Annotated in this window: 24 protein-coding genes, 2 tRNA genes and 1 pseudogene; 12 read left to right on the forward strand and 15 right to left on the reverse strand. The window is 65.5% G+C overall.

Annotated features, from left to right (window positions below):
- From SJH88_RS13355 to SJH88_RS13365, 3 genes are all read right to left on the reverse strand, one after another.
- The coding region (locus SJH88_RS13355; RefSeq protein WP_479680505.1) for a FimL-related protein at window positions 1–870 on the reverse strand (870 nt) is incomplete at its 3' end.
- 75 nt (window positions 871–945) lie between these two features.
- Window positions 946–1,326, reverse strand: a complete 381-nt coding sequence (locus tag SJH88_RS13360) for a hypothetical protein (RefSeq protein ID WP_274754770.1) — start codon at window positions 1,324–1,326, stop codon at window positions 946–948.
- A 283-nt stretch (window positions 1,327–1,609) separates the two neighbouring features.
- Complete coding sequence (locus SJH88_RS13365) at window positions 1,610–2,533, reverse strand: alpha/beta fold hydrolase (RefSeq protein ID WP_274754771.1); 924 nt, start codon at window positions 2,531–2,533, stop codon at window positions 1,610–1,612.
- Window positions 2,534–2,619: 86 nt separating this feature from the next.
- On the opposite strand from SJH88_RS13365, the gene SJH88_RS13370 reads away from it, so the two are divergent.
- The 3 genes from SJH88_RS13370 to plsY all read left to right on the forward strand — a co-directional run bounded on the left by SJH88_RS13370 (window position 2,620) and on the right by plsY (window position 5,098).
- Window positions 2,620–3,678 (forward strand): aldo/keto reductase, encoded by a 1,059-nt coding sequence (locus SJH88_RS13370; RefSeq protein ID WP_274754777.1) that lies wholly within the window; start codon window positions 2,620–2,622, stop codon window positions 3,676–3,678.
- Window positions 3,679–3,839: 161 nt separating this feature from the next.
- Window positions 3,840–4,337, forward strand: a complete 498-nt coding sequence (gene ybaK / locus SJH88_RS13375; protein WP_270152225.1) for a Cys-tRNA(Pro) deacylase — start codon at window positions 3,840–3,842, stop codon at window positions 4,335–4,337.
- A gap of 80 nt (window positions 4,338–4,417) precedes the next feature.
- Entirely contained in the window at window positions 4,418–5,098 is a 681-nt protein-coding gene (gene plsY, locus SJH88_RS13380; RefSeq protein ID WP_274754772.1) for a glycerol-3-phosphate 1-O-acyltransferase PlsY, read from the forward strand.
- A 109-nt stretch (window positions 5,099–5,207) separates the two neighbouring features.
- Here plsY and SJH88_RS13385 read toward each other — a convergent pair whose 3' ends face one another.
- From SJH88_RS13385 to SJH88_RS13395, 3 genes are read right to left on the reverse strand one after another with little or no spacing between them, the layout of a single operon-like run.
- Entirely contained in the window at window positions 5,208–6,251 is a 1,044-nt protein-coding gene (locus tag SJH88_RS13385; RefSeq protein ID WP_260675258.1) for an HD-GYP domain-containing protein, read from the reverse strand.
- A gap of 3 nt (window positions 6,252–6,254) precedes the next feature.
- Entirely contained in the window at window positions 6,255–6,905 is a 651-nt protein-coding gene (locus SJH88_RS13390; protein ID WP_210930667.1) for a retropepsin-like aspartic protease family protein, read from the reverse strand.
- A gap of 50 nt (window positions 6,906–6,955) precedes the next feature.
- Window positions 6,956–7,441: a YajQ family cyclic di-GMP-binding protein gene (locus SJH88_RS13395; RefSeq protein WP_043386137.1), complete on the reverse strand. Its 486-nt coding sequence runs from the start codon at window positions 7,439–7,441 to the stop codon at window positions 6,956–6,958.
- An 86-nt stretch (window positions 7,442–7,527) separates the two neighbouring features.
- On the opposite strand from SJH88_RS13395, the gene murB reads away from it, so the two are divergent.
- Window positions 7,528–8,607 carry a UDP-N-acetylmuramate dehydrogenase gene (gene murB / locus SJH88_RS13400; RefSeq protein ID WP_043386140.1) on the forward strand — a complete coding sequence of 360 codons (1,080 nt, stop codon included), beginning with the start codon at window positions 7,528–7,530 and terminating at the stop codon, window positions 8,605–8,607.
- 84 nt (window positions 8,608–8,691) lie between these two features.
- Here the strand turns inward: murB and SJH88_RS13405 are convergent, their stop codons facing one another.
- The 9 genes and pseudogenes from SJH88_RS13405 to SJH88_RS13445 form a co-directional block, all read right to left on the reverse strand.
- A complete protein-coding gene (locus SJH88_RS13405) occupies window positions 8,692–8,934 on the reverse strand; it encodes a hypothetical protein (RefSeq protein WP_042413139.1) in 243 nt (80 codons plus the stop codon).
- 160 nt (window positions 8,935–9,094) lie between these two features.
- The gene (locus SJH88_RS13410; protein ID WP_042413137.1) at window positions 9,095–9,871 is read right to left on the reverse strand and encodes an ABC transporter ATP-binding protein; all 777 of its coding nucleotides are present in this window, start codon (window positions 9,869–9,871) and stop codon (window positions 9,095–9,097) included.
- A gap of 21 nt (window positions 9,872–9,892) precedes the next feature.
- Window positions 9,893–10,606 carry an ABC transporter permease gene (locus SJH88_RS13415; protein ID WP_042413135.1) on the reverse strand — a complete coding sequence of 238 codons (714 nt, stop codon included), beginning with the start codon at window positions 10,604–10,606 and terminating at the stop codon, window positions 9,893–9,895.
- Window positions 10,603–11,288: pseudogene (locus tag SJH88_RS13420) on the reverse strand (ABC transporter permease). Before SJH88_RS13420 ends, SJH88_RS13415 begins: the two are co-directional and overlap by 4 nt.
- A gap of 76 nt (window positions 11,289–11,364) precedes the next feature.
- Entirely contained in the window at window positions 11,365–12,129 is a 765-nt protein-coding gene (locus tag SJH88_RS13425) for a transporter substrate-binding domain-containing protein (protein ID WP_043386147.1), read from the reverse strand.
- Window positions 12,130–12,358: 229 nt separating this feature from the next.
- Window positions 12,359–13,696: an argininosuccinate synthase gene (gene argG / locus SJH88_RS13430; RefSeq protein WP_234688133.1), complete on the reverse strand. Its 1,338-nt coding sequence runs from the start codon at window positions 13,694–13,696 to the stop codon at window positions 12,359–12,361.
- 94 nt (window positions 13,697–13,790) lie between these two features.
- Window positions 13,791–14,108, reverse strand: a complete 318-nt coding sequence (gene ppnP / locus SJH88_RS13435) for a pyrimidine/purine nucleoside phosphorylase (protein ID WP_183301453.1) — start codon at window positions 14,106–14,108, stop codon at window positions 13,791–13,793.
- A 123-nt stretch (window positions 14,109–14,231) separates the two neighbouring features.
- On the reverse strand, window positions 14,232–14,948 hold the full coding sequence (locus SJH88_RS13440) for a glycine zipper 2TM domain-containing protein (RefSeq protein ID WP_274754773.1): 717 nt from the start codon (window positions 14,946–14,948) through the stop codon (window positions 14,232–14,234).
- 113 nt (window positions 14,949–15,061) lie between these two features.
- Entirely contained in the window at window positions 15,062–15,430 is a 369-nt protein-coding gene (locus tag SJH88_RS13445; RefSeq protein WP_043386214.1) for an arsenate reductase, read from the reverse strand.
- Window positions 15,431–15,477: 47 nt separating this feature from the next.
- Between SJH88_RS13445 and folC the strand changes: the two genes are divergently transcribed.
- From folC to SJH88_RS13485, 8 genes are all read left to right on the forward strand, one after another.
- Window positions 15,478–16,803, forward strand: a complete 1,326-nt coding sequence (gene folC, locus SJH88_RS13450) for a bifunctional tetrahydrofolate synthase/dihydrofolate synthase (RefSeq protein ID WP_042413128.1) — start codon at window positions 15,478–15,480, stop codon at window positions 16,801–16,803.
- 23 nt (window positions 16,804–16,826) lie between these two features.
- Window positions 16,827–17,681 carry an SPOR domain-containing protein gene (locus SJH88_RS13455; RefSeq protein ID WP_274754774.1) on the forward strand — a complete coding sequence of 285 codons (855 nt, stop codon included), beginning with the start codon at window positions 16,827–16,829 and terminating at the stop codon, window positions 17,679–17,681.
- A gap of 37 nt (window positions 17,682–17,718) precedes the next feature.
- Window positions 17,719–18,210 carry a CvpA family protein gene (locus SJH88_RS13460; RefSeq protein ID WP_274754775.1) on the forward strand — a complete coding sequence of 164 codons (492 nt, stop codon included), beginning with the start codon at window positions 17,719–17,721 and terminating at the stop codon, window positions 18,208–18,210.
- Window positions 18,211–18,293: 83 nt separating this feature from the next.
- Window positions 18,294–19,802, forward strand: coding sequence for an amidophosphoribosyltransferase (gene purF / locus SJH88_RS13465; protein ID WP_042413122.1), 1,509 nt, complete (start codon window positions 18,294–18,296; stop codon window positions 19,800–19,802).
- 190 nt (window positions 19,803–19,992) lie between these two features.
- A complete protein-coding gene (locus SJH88_RS13470; RefSeq protein WP_210930678.1) occupies window positions 19,993–21,207 on the forward strand; it encodes an O-succinylhomoserine sulfhydrylase in 1,215 nt (404 codons plus the stop codon).
- Window positions 21,204–22,610 (forward strand): glutamate--tRNA ligase, encoded by a 1,407-nt coding sequence (gene gltX / locus SJH88_RS13475; RefSeq protein ID WP_274754776.1) that lies wholly within the window; start codon window positions 21,204–21,206, stop codon window positions 22,608–22,610. Before SJH88_RS13470 ends, gltX begins: the two co-directional genes overlap by 4 nt.
- A gap of 60 nt (window positions 22,611–22,670) precedes the next feature.
- Window positions 22,671–22,746: transfer RNA gene (locus tag SJH88_RS13480), tRNA-Ala, on the forward strand.
- 41 nt (window positions 22,747–22,787) lie between these two features.
- Window positions 22,788–22,863 (forward strand) — tRNA-Glu (locus SJH88_RS13485).
- The last annotated feature ends 43 nt before the right edge of the window (window positions 22,864–22,906 follow it).

Here is a 22,906-nt window from a genome sequence, read left to right on the forward strand (position 1 = left end):
GCGCTTCGGCCCCGGGGCGCAGTGCTGCTGCACCCGGGCCAGCGTGGGCGGCAGGCTGGCGCCGCGCTGCGTGGCACGGGCCAGGGCCTGGGCGCAGAAGAACTGCAGATCGCGCAGCAGCGCCGGCGGCGGCGCGGACTGGCCCTTGGCGTAGCTGGCGTAGTGCGACAGCAGCCGCGAGGCCAGGCGCTTGGCGTAGATGTCCAGCTCCAGCAGCTCCTGCTCCAGGCTGTCCAGCCAGGCGGCCGCCAGTTGCCAGACGGTGCCGTCCTGCGCGTGGGCGGCCAGGCCCAGGCTGGCAGCGCGCAGCGGCTGGCAGCTGGACAGGCTGGAGGCCTGCAGCAGGGCCAGCGTGTGCTGGTCCCAGATGGCACGCAGCGCCACGCTGGGTGCCATGGCGGGCACGTCCTCGGGCGCGGGCAGCGAGGTCTGGGGCCAGGGGGCATCCCAGAGGTCGGCCGGGTGGGCCGTGTCCTTGCCGCCCAGCTTGATCAGCGCACGGTAGCTGGGAAACAGGGTGTGGGGGGACGTGGGCTCGGCGTTCTCCAGGGCCTGCACGAAGCGCTGCGCATCGCGGGCCGCCAGGGCCAGCAGTTCCCCGGTCTTGCCGGGCAGGGGCTCGCCGCCCGCGCTCAACTGCTGCAGCGGTGCCCGCAGGCCCTGCATGAAGGTCGCCAGGCCCTGCAGGCCCAGCACCCGCGAGGCATTGCCCAGCTGCTGCAGCACCTGCTGGGCCTGCATCGCCTGCATGGCATCGCCCGGGGGCAGCAACTGCGCCACGTCGCTGGCCATGGCGGCCATGGCGGGCAGGAGCAACTGGCGCGGGTCCAGCGGGGCAGGGGAGGCAGTGGGCTGCGCGGTCTCGGTCATGGGGCAAACGGGGCGCGGAACGGGCGGTCGTGGCAAAGCTGGAACTATAGGCCGCGCCAGCGGGCGCACCGGGGCTTATTCGACAAACTTTCCGTGTTGCTTGTGGCGCTGGCGCACGCCCTTGCGCACGAACATCTCCACCCCGCCCAGCACGATGAAGGGCTGCTGCATGTCGCCCCCCAGGTGGGCGGCCAGGCGCTGGGGCAGATCGGCCAGCAGGGCCTGCACGGTGCGTGCGTCGGGGCTGTCCAGCTGCTGCTGGGTGCTGAGGAAGTCCTGCAGGTAGGCGCGCACCTCGGTCTCCAGCTGCGCCACCGTGGTGGGCGCGCCCACGTACTGCGGCTGGCCGGAACCGCTGACTTCGGTGCCGTAGACATAGCAGCCGATGTAGTCGCGGAAGGTTTCGCCCACGTCCGGGCCTTTGGTGAGTTTGCGCAACAGGTCAGTGAGCCACATGGCAGCAGGCTTTCAGGGAAGGCACACGCAAAACAAGAGCGGCTTGCGTATGCGGATCAAGGATTCTGGGCGTAAATGTACCGTAAAGCCTTGAAATGCCGACGCAGGCAGCTTCTGATTTGGAGCCGCTGGCGCGACCCAGCCTATGGGAGATGGACGGCCGGGACGCAGCGCGCAGCGGCAGGCAGCAGGTCCTTGCGATAAGGCCCCGCCTGGGCGTCTGCAGGCGGGGGGCGTCGCCCGCAGCAGCGCCGCTGCAGCGGCCGTCCCGGCCACCCTGACTTCATGCGCGGCAGAAGTCCTCGATGCGCCGGGCCACCTGTTGCGGCTGGTCGTGGTGCAGCATGTGGCCGGCGTCCTCGATGCGGCCGATCTCGCAGCGTGGCACGGACTGCAGGCGGGCGTGGTATTCGGCCAGGTCGAATCGGTCCTTCCACCACTGGCCCAGGCTGTCGTCGCTGGCTTCCAGGGCCAGCACCGGCGCGGTGATGGCGGCGTAGTGTGCCAGCACCTCGTCCACGCGGAACAGCAGGGGGTTGACCACCTTGTGCGCGGCATCGCCCAGGATGGCCCAGCGCCCCTGCGCATCGGGGGCGGCCCATTCGTGGGCCAGCCACAGGGCCTTGTCGGCATCCAGGCGGCGGTTGGTCTTGCGCAGGCGCGTGGCCACGTCCTGGACGCTGTCGTAGGTCTTGAGCTGGATGGCGCCGGCGCGCAGCTGCTGCAGCTCGTCCAGCCACTGGCCCATGCGGGCCGGGGCCTGCTGTGGGCGCGTGGCCGGCAGCCCGAAGCCTTCCAGGTTCACCAGACGGTGGATGCGCGCCGGCCGGGCGCCCGCGTACAGCATGGCCACGTTGCCGCCCATGCTGTGGCCGACCAGGTCCACGGCCTGGCCGTCCGGGGCGTAGTGGTCCAGCAACGCGTCCAGGTCGCCCAGGTAGTCGGCAAAGCTGTAGTGGTCGCAGGGCGCGGGCGGCAGGCTGTGGCCAAAGCCGCGCCAATCCGGCGCGATGATGTGGCGGCCGCGGTAGAAATCGGCGCTGAAGGCATCGACCACGAACTGGTAGGACGCGCCCACGTCCATCCAGCCGTGCAGCAGCACCAGCGGCGGCACGCCGGCCTGGGGCTGGCCCCAGGTGCGCACCCGGTAGCGCAGGTGGCGCAGGGGCAGGTCGATGGGGGTGGCGGGGCGCAAAACGGTGTACATGGCCCAATTATTGGGGGCTTGCCGCGTGACCGCAGTCAAGGCCGCGACGGGGCGCACTACACTTTGCAGCCATGAACACTGCAGCGATGAACCCCGTGCGGCTGGGCCGCAGCGACCTGATGGTCAGTCCGATCTGCCTGGGCACCATGACCTTTGGCGAACAGGTGAGCGAGGCCGATGCCTTCGCCATCATGGACCGCGCGCTGGAGCGCGGCGTGAACTTCTGGGACACGGCCGAGATGTACGCCGTGCCGGCACGCCAGGAGACCTATGGCGCGACCGAGCGCATCATCGGCCGCTGGTTCCAGGCACGCCCCGGTGCCCGCCAGCAGGTGGTGCTGGCCAGCAAGGTGGCGGGCCCCTCGCGCGGCATGCCGTGGATCCGTGACGGCCAGGGCATGACGGCGGCGGACATCGTCGCCTCCTGCGAGGGCAGCCTGCGCCGCCTGCAGACCGAGGTGATCGACCTCTACCAGATCCACTGGCCCGAGCGCCATGTGCCGGCCTTCGGCAACCTGTACTACGACCCGGCCAAGGAAGTCACGCAGACTTCCATCCACACGCAGCTGGAGACCCTGGCCAAGCTGGTGCAGCAGGGCAAGGTGCGTGCGATCGGCCTGTCCAACGAAACCCCGTATGGCGTGCACGAGTTCGTGCGCCTGGCCGAGCAGCACGGCCTGCCGCGCGTGGCCAGCGTGCAGAACCCGTACTGCCTAATCAACCGCAGCTGGGAAAACGGCATGGACGAAAGCTGCCACCGCCTGGACGTGGGCCTGCTGGCCTATTCGCCGCTGGGCATCGGCCTGCTGACCGGCAAGTACGACGCCGGTGGCACCACGGGCCCGCGTGCGCCCCAGGGCACCCGCCTGTCCTACCCCTCGGTGCAAAAGCAGCGCTGGGGCCGGCCCGAGGCGCTGGACGCTGCCCGCGTCTACAACCACTTGGCGCGCGCGCACGGCCTGACGCCCACGCAGCTGGCGCTGGCCTTCTGCTACCGCAACTGGCGCGTGGCCAGCACCATCATCGGCGTGACCAGCCTGGCCCAGCTCGAGGACAACCTCGACGCCTGGAGCGTGACGCTGACCCCCGAGCTGCTGGAGCAGATCGACCTGTACCGCTGGAAGTACCGCGACCCGGGCCAGTAAGCGCGGTCCGCGCACCCAGGGACACGTCATGGCTTCGCCTTGGCGGGCGTATTGGGTGCACGGCCTGCGGCCTTGCGCTTCATCTTCAGCGCCAACCTGTGCTGGGGTGGGCCGCATGAACCGCGCTCTGCCACGTTTTTTCTGCATTTCTGCGCATTGCCATGGCCAAAAAAGACAAAGTCCATGTGAGTGAAACCCCGGCCACCCAGTGGCTCAAGGCCCACCGAGTGGCCTTCACCGAGCACCCGTATGACTACGTGGAGCACGGCGGCACCACGGAATCCGCACGCCAGCTGGGCCTGGACGAGCACACCGTGGTCAAGACCCTGGTCATGCAGGACCAGGACACCAAGCCGCTGATCGTGCTGATGCACGGCGACTGCACGGTCTCGACCAAGAACCTGGCGCGCCAGATTGGCGCCAAGAGTGTGGAGCCGTGCAAGCCCGAGGTGGCCAACCGCCACAGCGGCTACCTGGTGGGCGGCACGTCGCCGTTCGGCACGCGCAAGGCCATGCCGGTCTACATCGAGCAGAGCATCCTGGATTTGCCGCGCATCGCCATCAATGGCGGGCGCCGCGGCTTTCTGGTGCAGCTCGATCCCCGGGTTTGTGTGGAGCTGCTGGGCGCCCAGCCCGTGCAATGCGCGCTGGCACAATAGCGCCTTTGCCGGTTCCGCACGCACGTGCGTAACCCACCGACATCACAAGGCCTGCCGACCCGCAGGCAAGGATTGCAGTCTTGAACGCCTTACTTCCCTTTGTGGCCGCTGTTGCGGCTTATCTGATTGGCTCGCTGTCGTTTGCGGTGATCGTCAGCTCGCTCATGGGCCTGAACGATCCGCGCACCTACGGCAGCGGCAACCCCGGTGCCACGAACGTGCTGCGCTCCGGCAGCAAGGCCGCCGCGGCGCTGACCCTGCTGTTGGATGCGGTCAAGGGCCTGGTGCCGGTGCTGCTGGTCCGGCTGCTGGGCCCCGACCATGGCCTGCACGAGGGCACGCTGGCCCTGGTGGCCATCGCCGCCTTCCTGGGCCATTTGTTCCCGGTGTTCTTCAAGTTCAAGGGCGGCAAGGGCGTGGCGACGGCGCTGGGCGTGCTGCTGGGCCTCAGCGGCTGGCTGGGCCTGTTCGTGCTGCTGACCTGGTTGGCGGTGGCCTTCACCACGCGCTACTCGTCGCTGTCGGCCCTGGTGGCGGCGGTGCTGGCGCCCGTCTACTACATCCTGCTGGGCGGCAGCCTGTGGACCTATGACAAGCCGGTGCTGCTGGCAGTGATCGCCATGTCGGCCCTGCTGCTGTGGCGCCATGCGCAGAACATCGGCCGCCTGCTCAAGGGCCAGGAAAGCAAGATCGGCAGCAAGAAGGACAAGGCCGCCACGGCGCTCGCTGCCCCGGCCTCCAAATCCAAGCGCAAGCATTGATATGCATGCAATTGGCCTTCAGCCCTTGTCCATTCAGCGCTGACAGCTATCTAATTTCAAACAAAAAGCCGCACCCCGTGCGGCTTTTTTGGTGGGCCCGGCGTGCCCTTCAGCGCATGCCCGGCATGGTCACCAGCTGCTGCAGGCCGTCGCTGAAGCGGGCGGCATACATGCCCAGGCGCACCAGGGTGCGGTGGTCGATCTGCAGCGTCACCTCGGTCGAGGGCAGGGCATGGCTGATGCGCAAGGCCTGGCCGTCCAGGGCCAGCAGCTCTGGCTGGCGCAGGGCCACCTTGCGCGCATCCAGCAGCTTGGCCACCAAGGGCTGGCCCACCTGCGGGGTGCGGCGCAGCACCACGGCGGTCTCCCCTGTGGACAGGGCCACGTAGACGCCCGGCGGGAACAGGCCCACGCTGCGGATCAGCGCCTCCCCGGCCTGCTCGTACAGCTTGGACTGCGGGCCGGTGACGGCCTGCACCGATTCGGCCACGCTGCGGCCTGCGCGGTTGCGGCGCGGACTGATCATGGCCGCATAGCGGTCGCAGGTGGCCAGGATGCGCGCCAGCCGCTCGGCCGGCGGTTGCTGCTCCAGCGGTTCGCGGGCGCTGGTGTTGATGTGGTGCAGGCCGACCACATCCAGCCACAGCGGATCGGCCACGCCCAGCTCCTCCAGCAGGCGGCGCCCCTCGCTGGGGTGCAGGCGGATGGATTCCTGCTGGGCCACGCTGGGCCGCTCGCGCTGCAGGGCCAGCTGGTCCTGCAGCGCGGTCATGCCGACGTTCATGGTGAAGGCCGCCTGGACCAGGGCGTTGCGCTCGTGCGGCGGCAGTTGGAACTCGTGGGCCAGGATGTGGCCCAGGGTGGCGCAGACCAGGGCGTGCGATGCGCTGTAGCCGACGGTGGAGCTGCCAGCCAGCTGGAACATCAGGTACAGCGCGCTGTCGCTGTCGTGGGCGATCAGCTCCTGCAGCCAGGTGTCGAGCTGGGCGATCTTGTGCGGCAACTGCTGGATCAGCGCCGGGCGCGCCAGCAGCAGGCCCAGGGCCGCTTCGAGGTCGGACCACAGGCCCAGCAGGTCCTGGTAGGGGGCTTCGTCCTCCACCCGGCTGTTCAGCGGCAGGGGGGAGGGCACAAAGGGTGGCACGGTGGGCATGGCTCAGCGTTGCTCCAGCACCATTTCATTGCCCTGGCGCGTCATGTGCAGCTGGGACAGAAAGCTGTTGCCCAGCAGCACGAACGGCATGGGCTGGGGGCTGACCACGGCATCCACGCCGTAGACGGTGATGTCGCCCACGCGCACGGTGTCCAGGCGGATGTGCCAGCCCTGGGTGTTGCCGTTGGCGGTGCGGACCATGACCGGGCGGCCTTTTTCGAAGTTCAGCCCCAGGCGCTCGGCATCGGCCTGGCCAATGCCGATGGCGGTGGCCCCGGTGTCCACCATGTACTGCATGGGCTTGTTGTTGATGAAGCCACTGTCGCGGAAGTGGCCGCGGCTGTCGGCGCGCAGCACAACCTTGCGGTTGCCGGTGGGCAGGCCCTGGCCCACGCTGACCGGCGAGGCGCCCAGGTGCAGGGTCTGGCGCTGGCCCTGCACTTCCACCACGGCGCTGTCGCTGAGCACCTGCACCACGCGCACGCCCTGCAGGCTGTCATTCGGCCCCAGGGCCTTGGGCGGGGCGCCGTTGATGATGAGCAGTGCCTTGCTGCCCATCACCCCGGTCAGGGCCACGGACTGCGCATGACCCACCAGGGTCTGGGAGGCCGCCAGCAAGGCCAGGGCCGTGGGCAGAAAGCGAAGGGTCAGCATAGTGATCGGTCAGACTGCGCAGAAGGAGCCCCAGTCTAACGGAGCACCACTCAGTCGCGGAAGTTGTTAAAAGACAGCGGGTGATCGGCCAGGTCCTTGCGGATCAGGGCCATGGCGGCTTGCAGGTCGTCGCGCTTGGCACCGGTGACGCGCACGGCATCGCCCTGGATGGCGGCCTGCACCTTCAGCTTGCTGTCCTTGATGAGCTTTTGCAGCTTCTTGGCCAGTTCGGCCTCGATGCCGTTCTTGATTTTCACGGTCTGTTTGACCTTGTCGCCGCCCATCTTCTGGCTGGGCTGGATGTCCATGAAGCGCACGTCCACGTTGCGCTTGGTCAGCTTGTTGCGCAGGATGTCCTCGACCTGCTGCAACTGGAAGTCGGCATCGCCAAACAGGGTGATTTCCTTGTCCTTGAGTTCGATGCCGGCCGAGGTGCCCTTGAAGTCGAAGCGGGTGCCAATTTCCTTGGCGGTGTTGTCGACGGCGTTCTTGACTTCGACGAAATCGGCTTCCAGCACGGTGTCAAACGATGGCATGGCGTATCTTTCTAAAACGGGGTGTTGGCAAAGCACTTGCAGTGCCCGGCAGGCAGGTGCGGGGGCACAGTGCGACAATCTTGGGGATGTTAGTCGAGAAAAATACCCCCCTGCAGGACTGCAACACCTTCGGCATCGTGGCCAGCGCGGACACCCTGGTGCGCATTCGCAGCACCGCGGATGTGCTGGAGTTCGTGCGCAGCGACCTCTACCGTGGCCGCAAGGTCTTCGTCCTGGGTGGGGGCAGCAATATTGTCCTGACCGGGGATGTGGTGGACGCCGTGGTGCTGAAGATGGAGGTGCCCGGCATCGCCCTGGCCGCGGAGACCGACAGCCACTGGATCATCGAGGCCGGCGCCGGCGTGCGCTGGCACGACCTGGTGGCGTGGACCATTGCCCACGGCTACCCCGGGCTGGAAAACCTGGCCCTGGTGCCCGGCACGGTGGGCGCTGCACCGGTGCAGAACATCGGCGCCTACGGGGTGGAGCTGCAGGATCGCTTTCACGAGCTGGACGCCGTGGACCTGGTGCAGGCCCAGACCTTCACCTTGAATGCAGCGCAGTGCGCCTTTGGCTACCGCGATTCCATCTTCAAGCACCCGCCGGCCGCCCCGGCGGGCACACCGGTGGCCAAGGCCCAGGGGCTGGGGCTGGCCGGGCGCGCCGTGATCACGGCGGTGCGCTTTGCCCTGTCCAAGCACTGGAAGCCCGAGCTGGGCTATCTGGACCTGCAGCGCAAGCAGGCCGAAGAAGGGGTGGAGCACCCCAGTGCCCAGCAGATCTTCGACTGGGTGTGTGCCATCCGCCGCGCCAAGCTGCCGGACCCGGCCGTGGTCGGCAATGCGGGCAGCTTCTTCAAGAACCCCACGGTCACGGAAGACCAGTGCCGCGACATCATTGCGCGCGAACCCAAGATCGTGCATTACCCCATGCCCGACGGCAGCATCAAGCTGGCCGCCGGCTGGATGATCGATGCCTGTGGCTGGAAGGGCAAGGCCGTGGGCAACGCCGGGGTGTACGACAAGCAGGCGCTGGTGCTGGTGAACCGCGGCACCGGGGCCACCAGCGTCACCGGCGGTGAGGTCATGACCCTGGCACGCGCCATCCAGACCAGCGTCTATGAGCGCTTCGGCATCCGCCTGGAGGCCGAGCCCGTGGTGGTGTGAGGGCGGCTGTCTGCGCCCACAAAAAAAGCGCTGCATCTGCAGCGCTTTTTTGCGGGTGCCACTGAGCAGGCACAGGGCCTGTGCTCAGGCCAGCGATTTTTGCTTCATCCACTCGCAGGCCTGTTGCGCGGCATAGGCGATGGCCCGGTCTGCCGACTGGAACAGGGGGGTGAAGGTGAAAAAACGCTGGGTGCGGCTGGTGCCCTCCCCGCTGTCCACCGTCAATTGGGCGTGAAAGCGACCGTCGGCTTCCGGCAGGGCCTTGGGCTCGAAGGTGAAGCGGTCAATCGTGATGGTGTGCGAGGGGTGTGTTGGAATGTTCGACATTTTGTCTCTCCCTTCTTGGTGTCATATCCATACGCAGGTGCGTCTGTACATGATAGGGATAGAGCGTGACAAGCAAAAAATGTTCCCCGTTTTTTGTGTGGTACATCAAGAACCAGGGTGAGCCTGCATGCCATCGCGTCGCACAGGCGACGCCTGCCGGCTACTTCAAGCTGCCGGAGAGGAACTTCGCCAGGCGCTCGCTCTGCGGGTTGCTGAGCACGCTGCGCGGGTCACCCTGTTCTTCGATCAGTCCCTGGTGCAGGAAGACCACGTGGTTGGAGACCTCGCGGGCAAAACCGATTTCGTGGGTCACCACCACCATGGTGCGGCCTTCCTGGGCCAGCACTTGCATCACCCGCAGCACCTCGCCCACCAGTTCGGGGTCGAGCGCGCTGGTGGGTTCGTCGAACAGCATCACCTCGGGCTCGACCGCCAGGGCGCGGGCGATCGCCACGCGCTGCTGCTGGCCGCCGCTCATGTGGTTGGGCCAGGTGTCCTCGCGGTTTTCCAGGCCCACCAGCTTCAGGTACTTGCGGGCGCGTTCCACGGCTTCGTCCTTGGAAATGCCGAGCACGTGCACCGGGGCCTCGATGATGTTCTGCAGCACGGTCTTGTGCGCCCACAGGTTGAAGTGCTGGAACACCATGGCCAGTTTGGTGCGCATCATCTGCAGCTGCTTGGGGTTGACGGGCTCCAGCTCGCCATTGCGGCCAGGCTTGAGCTGCAGCTCCTCGCCGGCGACCACGATCCGGCCCTGCTGGGGCTTTTCCAGCAGGTTGATGCAGCGCAGCAGCGTGGATTTGCCTGAGCCGGAGCTGCCGATCAGGCTGATGACGTCACCGGCCTTGGCCGTCAGCGTCACGCCCTTGAGCACATGGTTGCTGCCATAGCTCTTGTGGATACCTTCGGCTTGAAGTTTGTATGCAGTGGATGTCATGGGTGCAAAGCGTGTGCGTTGTCAGTGCGTGCGGGGCGCGAGGTAGGCCAGAAAGCGCTTTTCCAGCAGGCGGAAGAAGCCGATCAGCGCAAAGGTCACGCACAGGTAGATGGCGGCGGCGGCCAGGTAGGCCTCGAACGGCAGGTAGTAGTCGGAGTAGATGCGGCTGGCCACGGCGGTCACATCGGTCAGCGCCGGCACTACGCTGGCCAGGCTGGTGGAGTGCAGCATCATCACGGCCTCGTTGCAGTACGGCGGCAGCGTGCGGCGCAGAGCGCTGGGCAGCACGATGCGGTGCATGATCTGCCAGCGGCTCATGCCCATGGCGCGCGCGGCCTCGACCTCGCCGGGATTGGTTTCGCGGATGGCGCCGGCCAGCATTTCGGCCGTGTAGCCGGCCGTGTTCAGTGCGAACGCCAGCAGGGCGCAGAAGAACGGCTCCTTGAAGTGCGTCCAGGGCCAGACATCGTCCCAGCGTGTCTGGATCCATTCGAGCTGCGCCAGGCCGTAGTAGATCAGGTAGACCTGGATCAGCAGGGGGGTGCCGCGCACAAAGTAGGTGAAGGCGCCCACCAGCTTTTCCAGCACCAGGTTGCCGCTGGTCAGCGCCAGGGCGCCCAGCAGGGCCAGCACGCAGCCAATGCCCAGGCTGGACAGCAGCAGCCACAGCGTGGTCAGCAGGCCCTGGCCGTACATCGCCAGGTGCTCGGGTTGGAAGATGATGTCCCAGCTCATAACTGCACCTTTTCCGTGCCCAGGCTGTAGCGGGCATTCAGGCGCTTGAGCACCCACAGCGAGATGCTGGTGAAGACGAGGTACAGACCGGCCGCAAACAGCAGGAAGGCAAAGGGTTCGCGCGTGGCAGCGCTGGCTTGTTTGGCCAGGTAGGTCATGTCATGCAGTCCGATCAGACTGACCAGGGCCGTGGCCTTGATCAGGACCAGCCAGTTGTTGGTGAAGCCGGGCAGGGCGTAGCGCACCATCTGTGGCAGCGTGATGCGCACAAAGGTCTGCAGCGGCGTCATGCCAAAGGCCCAGGCGGCCTCCATCTGGCCGCGGGGAATCGACAGGATGGCGCCGCGGAAGGTTTCGGTCATGTAGGCACCGTAGATGAAGCCCAGGGTGGCCACGCCGGCGACGAAGGGGTTCAGGTCCAGGGTGAAGTCCGATCCGATGGACTCAAAGAAGCTGTTGATGCCGATCGCGGCGCCGTAAAAATCAGCAGCATCAGCACCAGTTCCGGGATGCCGCGCACCACGGTGGTGTAGACCGTCGAAATCCAGACCAGGGGCGGCTTGCCGGACAGCTTGGCCGTGGCGCCCAACAATCCCAGGATGGTGGACACGGCCAGCGAAGCCAGGGACACCGCTACGGTCAGCAGTGCCCCTTGCAGGATGGATAGGTAGTAATCGCTCATGCGTGCGGACGCTTTTCCTAAACAACACTGCCCGCCGCCGGCATGGCCGGACAGCGGGCAGTGGCAGCTTCAACGCTTAGTTGCCGTAGGGGTCGAAGTCGAAGTACTTCTTGGCAATGGTGTTGTAGGTGCCATTGCTGCGGATCGTCTTGATGGCCGCATTGATCTGCTCCTTCAGCTCCTTCTGGCCCTTGCGCATGCCAATGCCGATGCCGTCGCCATAGTACTTGGTTTCGTACTGGTCATGGCCGACATAGCCGTAGTCCTTGCCCTCGGGCTTGCGCAGGAAGCCACCATGCACTTCCACCTTGTCGGCCACGGTGCCATCGAGGCGGCCGGCGTTGATGTCCAGGTAGACCTGGTCCTGGGCTTCGTAAGGCACCACGGTCACGCCGGCGGGCTTGAGTTCACCCATGGCCCATTTTTCCTGGGTGCTGCCCTTGAGCACGCCGATGCGCTTGCCCTTGAGGGAGGCGGGGCCGGTGTAGGGCGTGCCCTTCTTCACCACGATGGCGCTGGGGGTCTTGTAGTAACGGTCGGAAAAGTCGATCACGCGCTTGCGCTCTTCCGTGATGGACAGCGAGCTGACGATCACGTCGTACTTGCGGGCCTGCAGGCCGGGGATCATGCTGTCCCAGACTTGCTCGACGAACACGCAGTTGCGCTTGAGTTCGGCGCAGATGGCGTTGGCCACGTCCACGTCAAAGCCCGTGGGCTTGCCGTCGGGGGTCTTGTAGGTGAACGGTTCGTAGGTCGGGTCGATGGCGACCTTCAGGTCGGCGGCCTGTGCCACCGTCGCACATGCGGCCAGCAAGGCCAAGCCCAGAAACTTCTTTGCCATACCAGTCTTCCTTGTCTGTGAGGGATGAGTGCTTGGTCATTGCACGATGCATGCCAAGGTGCAGAGCATTTTAGGAGGCGCGATTGCCCGCAATCCGGAGTTTCTTTGCGAATGTTGCGGGTTTGCGGCAGATATGTGACGCCGCGCCAGGCATTCAGGCACAAAAAAGCCGCTGGTAACAGCGGCTTGGCGGGGACTTGGCGCGAACGCCAAGCCGATGCTAGGGCAATTACTGCTTGTCGTTGCCCAGTTGTGGCAGGGCGTTGGCGCTGCTCACGCTCAGCAGGCCGGCCTTGGAGTAGATGGCCAGCTTCTCGCGGGTGTCGATCAGGTCCAGGTTGCGCATGGTCAGCTGGCCGATGCGGTCTGTGGGGCTGAACGGTGCGTCCTCGACCTTTTCCATGGACAGGCGCTCGGGCGCGTAGGTCAGGTTGGGCGACTCGGTGTTCAGGATGGAGTAGTCGTTGCCGCGGCGCAGCTCCAGCGTCACGGTGCCGGTCACGGCGCGGGCCACCCAGCGCTGCGAGGCTTCGCGCAGCATGATGGCCTGGGGGTCGAACCAGCGGCCCTGGTACAGCAGACGGCCCAGCTTCAGGCCGTTGATGCGGTACTGCTCGATGGTGTCTTCGTTGTGAATGCCGGTCACCAGGCGTTCGTAGGCGATGTGCAGCAGGGCCATGCCGGGGGCTTCGTAGATGCCGCGGCTCTTGGCTTCGATGATGCGGTTTTCGATCTGGTCGCTCATGCCCAGGCCGTGGCGGCCGCCGATGCGGTTCAGTTCCAGGAACATGGCCACGGGGTCGGCGATTGCCTGGCCGTTGACGGCCACGGGGCGGCCTTCGTCGAAGGTGATCGAGACTTCCTCGGCCTTGACTTCCACCTCAGGCTTCCAGAAGGCCACGCCCATGATGGGGTTGACGATGCGGATGCCGCTGTTCAGGTGCTCCAGGTCCTTGGCCTCGTGGGTGGCGCCCAGCATGTTGGAGTCGGTGGAGTAGGCCTTCTCGGCCGACATCTTGTAGCCGAAACCTTCCTTGGTCATGAAGGCCGACATTTCGGCGCGGCCGCCCAGTTCGTCGATGAAGGTGTTGTCCAGCCAGGGCTTGTAGATCTTCAGCGCGGGGTTGGTCAGCAGGCCGTAGCGGTAGAAGCGCTCGATGTCGTTGCCCTTGAAGGTCGAGCCGTCGCCCCAGATGTGGACGTCGTCTTCCTTCATGGCCGCCACCAGCATGGTGCCTGTCACGGCGCGGCCCAGGGGGGTGGTGTTGAAGTAGGTGATGCCGCCGGTGGAGATGTGGAAGGCGCCGGCCTGGATGGCGGCAATGCCTTCGTTGGCCAGCTGGGGGCGGCAGTCGATCAGGCGGGCCTTTTCGGCGCCGTATTCCATCGCCTTGCGCGGGATTTCGTCGTAGTCGGCTTCGTCGGGCTGGCCCAGGTTGGCCGTGTAGGCGTAGGGCAGGGCACCCTTGTTCTTCATCCAGCGCAGGGCGGCGGAGGTGTCCAGACCGCCGGAGAAGGCGATGCCGACCTTTTGGCCGACGGGTACGGATTGCAGAATGGTTTCCATGAGATTCTCTCTAAATGAATAGCTGCCAGCGCTTGATGAATAAGGGCCAGGGGCTAAAAAGGCTTGAAATTCAGATCGGCCGGACGCCCGGGGCTCAGGCGTAGTGGCAGATGTAGTGGTAAGCCTCGGTCACGCGGATGTCGAACTTGGAGTTCGCGGGAATGTGGAAGCTCTCGCCGGCCGAGGACTTCTTCCACTCGTCGCTGCCGTCGAGCTTGTATTCGCAGGCGCCGCCCACGCATTCCATGATTTCTGCCGCGGCCGTGCCAAAGGTCAATGTGGCAGGCAGCACCACGCCCACCGACTTCTTGGTGCCATCGGCCAGGGTGAAGCTGTGGCTGACGCACTTGCCGTCAAAGTAAACATTGGCTTTGGTGGTCAGGGTGACGCCAGAAAATTGCTCGGTGGTCATGGGAAATGCGCAGTCGCGGAAGTTGGGATCGAAGCCGGGCATTTTAGGCCAGCTGTGGGGTGCTTGGGGTTTTGGCGCCCGCCTGCAAACAAGCCCCTGGATCAGGGGCTTGGTGTGTCTGCCTCAGCGCCAGTAGTAGGGCGGAGGCGGTGGTGGGCGGTGTCCGTGCGGCGGGCGCTGCGGGTAGCCGCCGATGTCCACGATGACCGGGATCGCTGGTTGCGGCGAGCTGTAGGTGATGCTTTCCGTCACCACGCCGCCCGCCGGTGCGGACTGGTAGGTCCCGCTGGGCCCCACGAACTGGGCGGCGCCGGCCGGGTTGCTGCTGTAGCGGCCCTGGGGTTGCACGCTGATGGGCATCCAGGGGCCGGGATCGTAGTCCAGCCGCGTGGTGTAGCGGCGCCCCGCATATTCATAGGTGACGTCGTAGCCCACGGTGCGGTTTTGATACACCGTCTCGTTGGTGCAGCGGCGCACGGTTTGGTAGTCGGGCGGGCTGTTGGCGCTTTCCACCTGGTGGCCGATCAGGCCGCCGGCAATCGCGCCCACGGCCGTGGTGGCGCCACGGTTGGAGCCCTGATAGTGGCCGCGCGGGCCGTAGCGATCCCCGTGGCCCAGGGCATTGCCTGCCACGCCGCCGACGATGGCGCCGACCACGGCACCCATGCCGGTGGTGCGGGCGCCGCTGTAGACCTGGGCATCTTCGCAAAACTGCTGGGGAATGCCGACCTGCTGGACGACGGGCACGGCAGACAGCACGCGGGCGCGCTCTTGGGCCATGGCGCCGCCGCAGGCCAGGCCGGCCGCCGCTGTGCAGATGAACCAATGTGTGAGTGCCATAACTTGCTCCTTGCGATACCTGTCACCGGTGGTGGTGCGCTGCCTGCAGTGTAGGCCTGGCGGGTGAATGCCTGCTCACGGGCCGGTCAATGCCGCCTCAGGCGCTGGGCTGCTTACAGGCCCAGTGCGGTGGCCCAGGCGTCAGCCTGGAAACCGACGGTGATGCGCCCATCTGCCCATTCAACGACCGGGCGCTTGATCACGCTGACATGGGCCTGCAGCACTGCGGCGGCAGAGGCCTCGTCGATCACGCTGGCCTGGACGGCCGGATCCAGCTTGCGCCAGGTGGTGCCTTGACGGTTGGTCAGCTTCTCCCAGCCGACGGCCTGCATCCACGGCAGCAGCCGGTCGGCCGGTACGCCCTGTTTCTTGAAGTCGTGGAAGACATGCTCCAGGCCGTGTGCGTTCAGCCAGGCGCGCGCTTTTTTCACAGTGTCACAGTTCGGGATGCCGTAAACACGAATAATCTTGGTGGTACTCATGGTGTAGATGATGCTGCAAGCCTGGGTGCGCGACAATCATGCCCCGTATGCACAGCACTTTCTCCACCCTTCCCGAATGGCTTGCGCACTGCGAGCACATCCATCCGCAAACCATCTCCATGGGCCTTGAGCGTGTGCGCGAAGTGGCCCAGCGCATGCAGCTGAAGTTTGACTGCCCCGTCATCACCGTGGCGGGCACCAATGGCAAGGGTTCGACCTGCGCCATGCTGGAGGCCGTGGCCTTGCAATCGGGCTACAAGCCCGGGGTCTACACCTCGCCGCACCTGGTGCATTTTGAGGAGCGCTGCCGGATTCACGGAGAGATCGCCAAGGCGCAGGATTTTCTGCCGCACTTCGAGGCGGTCGAGGCTGCCCGCCTGCAAGGCGAAGCAGTGCTGCTGACGTATTTCGAGTTCACCACCTTGGCCATCCTGCGCATGCTGAGCACGGCCAAGCTGGACGTGGCGATCCTGGAGGTGGGCCTGGGCGGCCGCCTGGATGCCACCAACATCATCGATACCGATTGCGCCATCATCACCAGCGTGGACATCGACCACACGGCCTTGCTGGGCAATGACCGCGAGACCATCGGCCGCGAGAAGGCGGGCATCATGCGCGCGGGCCGCCCGGTGATCGTCAGCGACCCGGTGCCTCCGCAAAGCGTGATCGACTACGCCGCCGAAATCGGCGCCGACCTGTGGCGCTTTGGCAAGGACTTCAACTACGAGGGCGACAAGCAGCAGTGGGGCTGGGCCGGTCGTGGCCGGCGCTATGCCGGCCTGTCCTATCCCGCACTGCGCGGTGCCAACCAGCTGATGAATGCCTCGGGTGTGCTGGCCGCCTACGAGGCCTTGCGCGACCGCGTGCCCGTGACGGCGCAGGCCGTGCGCACGGGGCTGGCCATGGTGGAGCTGCCCGGGCGCTTCCAGATCATCCCGGGCCAGCCCACGCTGGTGCTGGATGTGGCGCACAACCCCCACTCGGTGGCGGCCCTGACCGCCAACCTGGATGCCATGGGCTATTACCCGACGACGCATGCCGTGTTTGGCGCCATGGCCGACAAGGATCTGGCGCCCATGCTTCTGAAGGTGGGGCCGTTGATCGACCGCTGGTATTTCACCGACCTGCCGACGGAGCGCGCCGAAAGCGCTGTGCACCTGCAGCAGAAGTGGAACGCCCTGCAGATGGTGGCGGGCGGCACACGCCGCGAGGTGCCGACCAGCTTGTATACCAGCCCGCAGGCGGCATTGACCGCCGCCGTACAGGCCGCGGACCCGGCTGATAGAATTGTGGTCTTTGGCTCGTTCTACACGGTCGGTGAGGTTTTGAAAGATGGGCCACCTCGCCTGCATGCCAAACATTTGGGCGAATAAGGTCCGCTACGCGACGCATCTTCATGGCACTTTTCAAATTCCGTTGGCCTGGTCAGAAAGACGAACGCGAGCAGGCGCCCATGCGGCGGTCCCGCGCAGCGCAGGCTGAAAGTGTGGACGACATGCGCCGCCGTGCGCGCCACCGCCTGATTGGTGCGGCGGTGCTGGTGGTGCTGGGGGTCATCGGATTTCCCCTGCTGTTCGACACCCAGCCGCGCCCGATTCCCGTGGACGTGCCGATCGAGATTCCCGACCGCAACCAGGTGGCGCCGCTGATGGTGCCTGGCAGCCAGGCGCAAACGGATGCCAAGACGCCCGTGGCCCAGGCACCCGTGCAAGGCAATGCGCTGAGCGAGGGCGAGGAACTGGTGGTCAACGAACCCGCACCGCTGGCCATGCCCAAGCCGCCCGAGCCACCACGTCTGGCCCCTGTGCCTGAACCAGTGGCCAAGCCCAAACCTGAACACAAGCCCGAGCCCAAGCCAGAACCGAAACCTGAGCCCAAGCCCGAGCCTAAGCCCACCCCCAAACCTGAGCCGGAGCCCAAGCCCGCGCCCAAACCGGCGACGAGCGATGCCGAGCGTGCCCGTGCGCTGCTAGAAGGCCGCAGCCCTGTGGCCGAGGCGCCCAAGGCTGATGCGGCCAAGCAGGGGCGCTTCATCGTCCAGGTCGGGGCCTTTGCCGATGCGGCCAAGGCCAACGAGGTGCGCAGCAAGCTGGAGCGCTCGGGGCTGAAGACCTACACCCAGACGGTGGACACCAAGGATGGCAAGCGCACCCGCGTGCGGGTGGGGCCTTACGAGCAGCGTGGAGACGCCGACAAGGCCGCCGCGCGCATCAAGGGCCTGGGCCTGGCGGCTTCGGTGCTGACCTTGTGATGCCGGCCATCACGCACACGCGGAGCTGATCAGGCGGATGGCTTTTCTGGACGGAGTGTTGCTGGGCATCCTGCTGGTGTCCATGCTGCTGGGCGCCTGGCGGGGCCTGGTGTTTGAGCTGTTTTCCCTGGTCGGCTGGGTGGCGGGCTTTTTTATCGCCCGGCTGTTTGCCCCCGATGTGGCGGCCTGGCTGCCACTCGAGAGCTGGGACGGCACGGTGCGCTACGGCGTGGGCTTTGTGCTGACGTTCGTGGTGGCGGTGTTTGCCTGGGGCCTGCTGAGTGCGTTGGCCAAGAAGTTGATTGAGGTGGCTGGCCTGCGTCCGGTGGACCGCACCCTGGGGGCCGTTTTCGGGCTGCTGCGTGCGGTGGTGCTGATCCTGGTGCTGGCGGTGGTGGTGGTGTCCACCTCGCTGCGCACCCAGGACTGGTGGACGCAGTCGGTGGCCGCGCCCTGGTTGGGCGATGCGGTTGCCAGCATCCTGCCGGCGCTCGATCTGCAGTGGGACCACCTGCTGCCGGGAACGTGAATGAGTGAGGGTGGCGCCGATGGCGGCGTCCACCTGCAAGCAAAGACCGCGGGAGCAATCCCGCAGATAGATGGAACGCGACTATGTGTGGAATCGTTGGTGTAGTCAGCACCGCGCCTGTGAATCAACTGATCTATGACGCCTTGCTGCTGTTGCAGCACCGCGGCCAGGATGCTGCCGGTATCGTCACCCAGCAAGAACGCAAGTTCTTCATGCACAAGGCCAAGGGCATGGTGCGCGACGTGTTTCGCACGCGCAATATGCGGGCGCTGCCCGGCAATGTGGGTCTGGGCCAGGTGCGTTACCCCACCGCGGGCAATGCGGCCAGCGAGGAAGAGGCCCAGCCGTTTTACGTGAATGCGCCGTTTGGCATCGTGATGGTGCACAACGGCAACCTGACGAATGCCAAGCAGCTGCGCCAGGAACTGGCCGAGACCGACCACCGCCACACCAACACCGAGAGCGACTCCGAAGTGCTGCTCAACGTGCTGGCGCACGAAATCGGCCGTGCCACCAGCGGTGCGCCGCTGACGCCCGACGAGGTGTTCAAGGCCGTGCGTGCCGTGCACCAGCGCATTAAGGGCTCGTACGCCGTGATCGCGCTGATTGCTGGCTACGGCCTGCTGGCCTTCCGCGACCCCTTTGGTATCCGCCCGCTGTGCCTGGGTAAGTCGGCGGATGGCACCTACCTGCTGGCCAGCGAATCGGTGGCGCTGGAAGGCACGCTGCACCAGTTCGAGCGCGACATTGCGCCCGGCGAGGCAGTGTTCATCACCAACGACGGCCAACTGCACACCGAGCAGTGCGCCGCCAAGAGCGAGCTGCACCCCTGCGTGTTCGAGTACGTTTACCTGGCGCGCCCGGACTCGACCATGGACGGCATCTCGGTCTACCAGGCCCGCCTGAACATGGGTGAGACCCTGGCCAAGCGCGTGATTTCCACCGTGCCGCCCAGCGAGATCGACGCGATCATCCCGATCCCCGAATCCAGCCGCCCCAGCGCCATGCAGCTGGCGCAGCTGCTGGGCATTCCCTACCGCGAAGGCTTCGTCAAGAACCGCTACGTGGGCCGCACCTTCATCATGCCGGGCCAGGGCGCACGCAAGAAGTCGGTGCGCCAGAAGCTCAATGCCATCGGCAGCGAGTTCAAGGGCCGCAACGTGCTGCTGGTGGACGATTCCATCGTGCGCGGCACGACCTCCAAGGAAATCGTGCAGATGGCACGCGACGCCGGCGCCAACAAGGTCTACCTGGCATCGGCCGCGCCACCCGTGCGCTACCCCAACGTCTACGGCATCGACATGCCCACCAAGTCCGAACTGGTGGCCCATGGCCGTACGGTGGAAGAGATCCGCCAGGTCATTGGTTGCGACGCGCTGATCTACCAGGACGTGGAAGCGATGAAGCAGGCCGTGGGCAAGATCAACCCGGCGGTCAAGGGCTTTGAGGCGTCGTGCTTTGACGGCGTGTATGTGACCGGCGATATCTCGGAAGCCGAGGTGACCGCGCTGAACGAAGGCCGCAACGCCGGTGCCCAGGAAGAATCCGAAGACACCTCGCGCCTGTCGCTGCCTAACGCCCAGGAGCAGTAAGCAAATGCCCGGGCGTGATAAGTCCGGGTGCACAATAAAAAGAGGAGCTGCTGGCGCAGGTTCTACAAGCATTTCAAATGATTTCATATTTGAAGTGCTTGTTTGATCAGCGCAAGCTGCTCCTTTTTTCGAATGATGCGCAGCATGCGGCATGGATCTGCCGCCACGACAAGAACAAGGAATCGTCACCGTGAACCATCGAACACTTCCCGAAGGCTTGCATCCCGACACATTGGCGGTGCGCGAGGCGCTGCCCCGCAGCCAGTGGGGCGAGCACTGCGAGGCGCTGTACATGACCAGCAGCTTCGTGCAGCCCGACTGTGAAACCGCGGCCCGCCGCTTTGCCGCCCAGGAAGACGGCTTTACCTACAGCCGCACCAGCAACCCCACGGTGACCAGCTTTGAAAAGCGCCTGGCCGCGATGGAGGGTACGGAATGCGCCGTGGCCACCAGCACCGGCATGTCGGCCATCCTGCTGGTGGCGCTGACCACGCTGAAGGCGGGTGACCATGTGATCTGCTCGCGCTCGATGTTCGGCTCCACCATCAAGCTGCTGGGCACGGAAATGGCGCGTTTCGGCGTCGAGACCAGCTTTGTCGCGCAGACCGATGTGGCCGCGTGGCAGGCCGCCATTCGGCCCAACACCCGCTTGTTTTTCGCCGAAACCCCAACCAACCCGCTGACCGACCTGTGCGACATCGCCGCGCTGGCGCAGCTGGCGCATGCCAATGGGGCGCTGCTGGCGGTGGACAACAGCTTTGCCACGCCCATCCTGCAGCAACCCGCCAAGCTGGGTGCCGACATCGTCGTGCACGCAGGCACCAAGTTCCTGGACGGCCAAGGGCGCACCATGGTGGGGGCGGTGTGTGGTTCGGTGGCGTTGGTGGACAAGGTGATGGGCACCTTCCTGCGCAGCGGCGGGCTGAATGCCGCGCCGTACAACGCCTGGACCGTGATGAAGGGGCTGGAGACCCTGTCCCTGCGCGTCAAGGCGCAAAGCGCGGCGGCGCTGGAACTGGCCACCTGGCTGGAGGCCCACCCACAGGTGGCGCGGGTGTACTACCCCGGCCTGCAAAGCCATCCCCAGCACGCCTTGGCCATGCGCCAGCAAAACGGCCTGGGTGGCGCCGTGCTGTCGTTCGACGTGCACGGGCAGGGCGCCGAGGCCCTGCGCAAGAACGCCTTCCATGTGGTCGACCATACCCAGGTGTGTAGCATTACGGCCAACCTGGGCGACGTGAAGACCACCATCACCCATCCGGCCAGCACCTCGCACGGCCGCCTGACCGAAGAGCAGCGCCAGGCTGCCGGCATCGGCCAGGGCCTCATTCGCATTTCCGTGGGTCTGGAGCACCTGGACGACCTCAAGGCCGACCTGTCCCGCGGACTGGATACCTACCAATGACACAAAAAATACGAACCCGTTTTGCCCCTTCGCCCACCGGTTTCATCCACCTGGGCAACATCCGCTCTGCCCTGTACCCCTGGGCCTTCGCACGCGCCAACGGTGGTGACTTCATCCTGCGCATCGAGGACACCGACCTGGAGCGCTCGACCCAGGCGTCCGTGGATGTGATCCTGGAAGGCATGCAGTGGCTGGAGTTGACCCACGATGAGGGGCCGTTCTATCAAATGCAGCGCATGGACCGCTACAAGGAAGTGCTGGCACAGTTGCAGGCCGCTGGCCACGTCTATCCCTGCTACATGAGCATGGAGGAGCTGGACGCCCTGCGCGAAAAGCAGATGGCCGCCAAGGAAAAGCCCCGTTACGACGGCACCTGGCGCCCCGAGCCCGGCAAGGTGCTGCCTCCCATCCCCGATGGCGTGAAGCCCGTGCTGCGTTTCAAGACGCCGAAAGGCGGCGTTGTGGCCTGGGAGGACAAGTGCAAGGGCCGCATCGAGTTCCAAAACAGCGAGCTGGATGACCTGGTGATCGCCCGCCCCGACGGCACGCCCACGTACAACTTCTGCGTCTGCGTGGACGACATGGACATGCGCATCACCCACGTGATCCGCGGCGACGACCACGTCAACAACACCCCGCGCCAGATCCACATCTTCGAAGCCCTGGGTGCGACCGTGCCCGTGTTCGCCCACCTGCCCACCGTGCTGAACGAGCAGGGGGAGAAGATGAGCAAGCGCAACGGCGCCAAACCCGTGACGCAGTACCGCGACGAAGGCTACCTGCCCGATGCCATGGTCAACTACTTGGCCCGCCTGGGCTGGAGCCACGGCGACGACGAGATCTTCTCGCGCCAGCAGTTCCTGGAATGGTTCAACCTGGACCATCTGGGGCGCAGCGCCGGCCAGTTCGACGAAGCCAAGCTGCGCTGGGTGAATGCCCAGCACCTGAAGACCATGGACGACACGGCGCTGGCAGCCAAGGTCAAGCCTTTTGTGATTCAAGCCGGTGTGTCGGAGGCAGCGCTCGATGCCGACGATCGCTTGGTGCGCATCGCTGCCTTGTTCAAGGACCGCTGCGAGACCCTGGTGGACCTGGCCCACTGGGCCAAGGTCTTCTATGTGGACGCCGTTGACCGCAATGCCGAGGATTACGCCAAGCACGTGACCGAAGCGGCGGTGCCGGTGCTCGATGCTTTCGCAGCAGCCATGGAAACCGTGGACTGGAACAAGGACGCGATTGCGGCGGCGATCAAGGACGTGCTCAAGGCCCAGGGGGTGAAAATGCCCGTATTGGCCATGCCGGTGCGCGTGTTGACCGTGGGTACGGCCCACACACCCTCGGTGGATGCGGTGCTGGAATTGCTGGGTCGCGAAAAAATTCTTTCGCGTTTGAAAAACCGCTAAAAACCTGTCTATAATTCGAGGCTCTGCACAACGCGACATATTAATGTTGTGTTGTCAAGAGGGGGTATAGCTCAGCTGGGAGAGCGCTTGCATGGCATGCAAGAGGTCATCGGTTCGATCCCGTTTACCTCCACCAAATTTTGACGGCTGGCTGCAAGGCCAGAAGTTCTAGGAATTGACCCTATCGTCTAGAGGCCTAGGACATCACCCTTTCACGGTGAGTACCGGGGTTCGAATCCCCGTAGGGTCGCCAAGTTTGAAGCGCTGGTAGCTATCTAAAAAATAGCAAAGCTTCC

It is taken from the genome of Comamonas sp. GCA5 (assembly GCF_036541385.1).
In the GTDB taxonomy this organism is placed as follows: domain Bacteria; phylum Pseudomonadota; class Gammaproteobacteria; order Burkholderiales; family Burkholderiaceae_C; genus Comamonas; species Comamonas aquatica.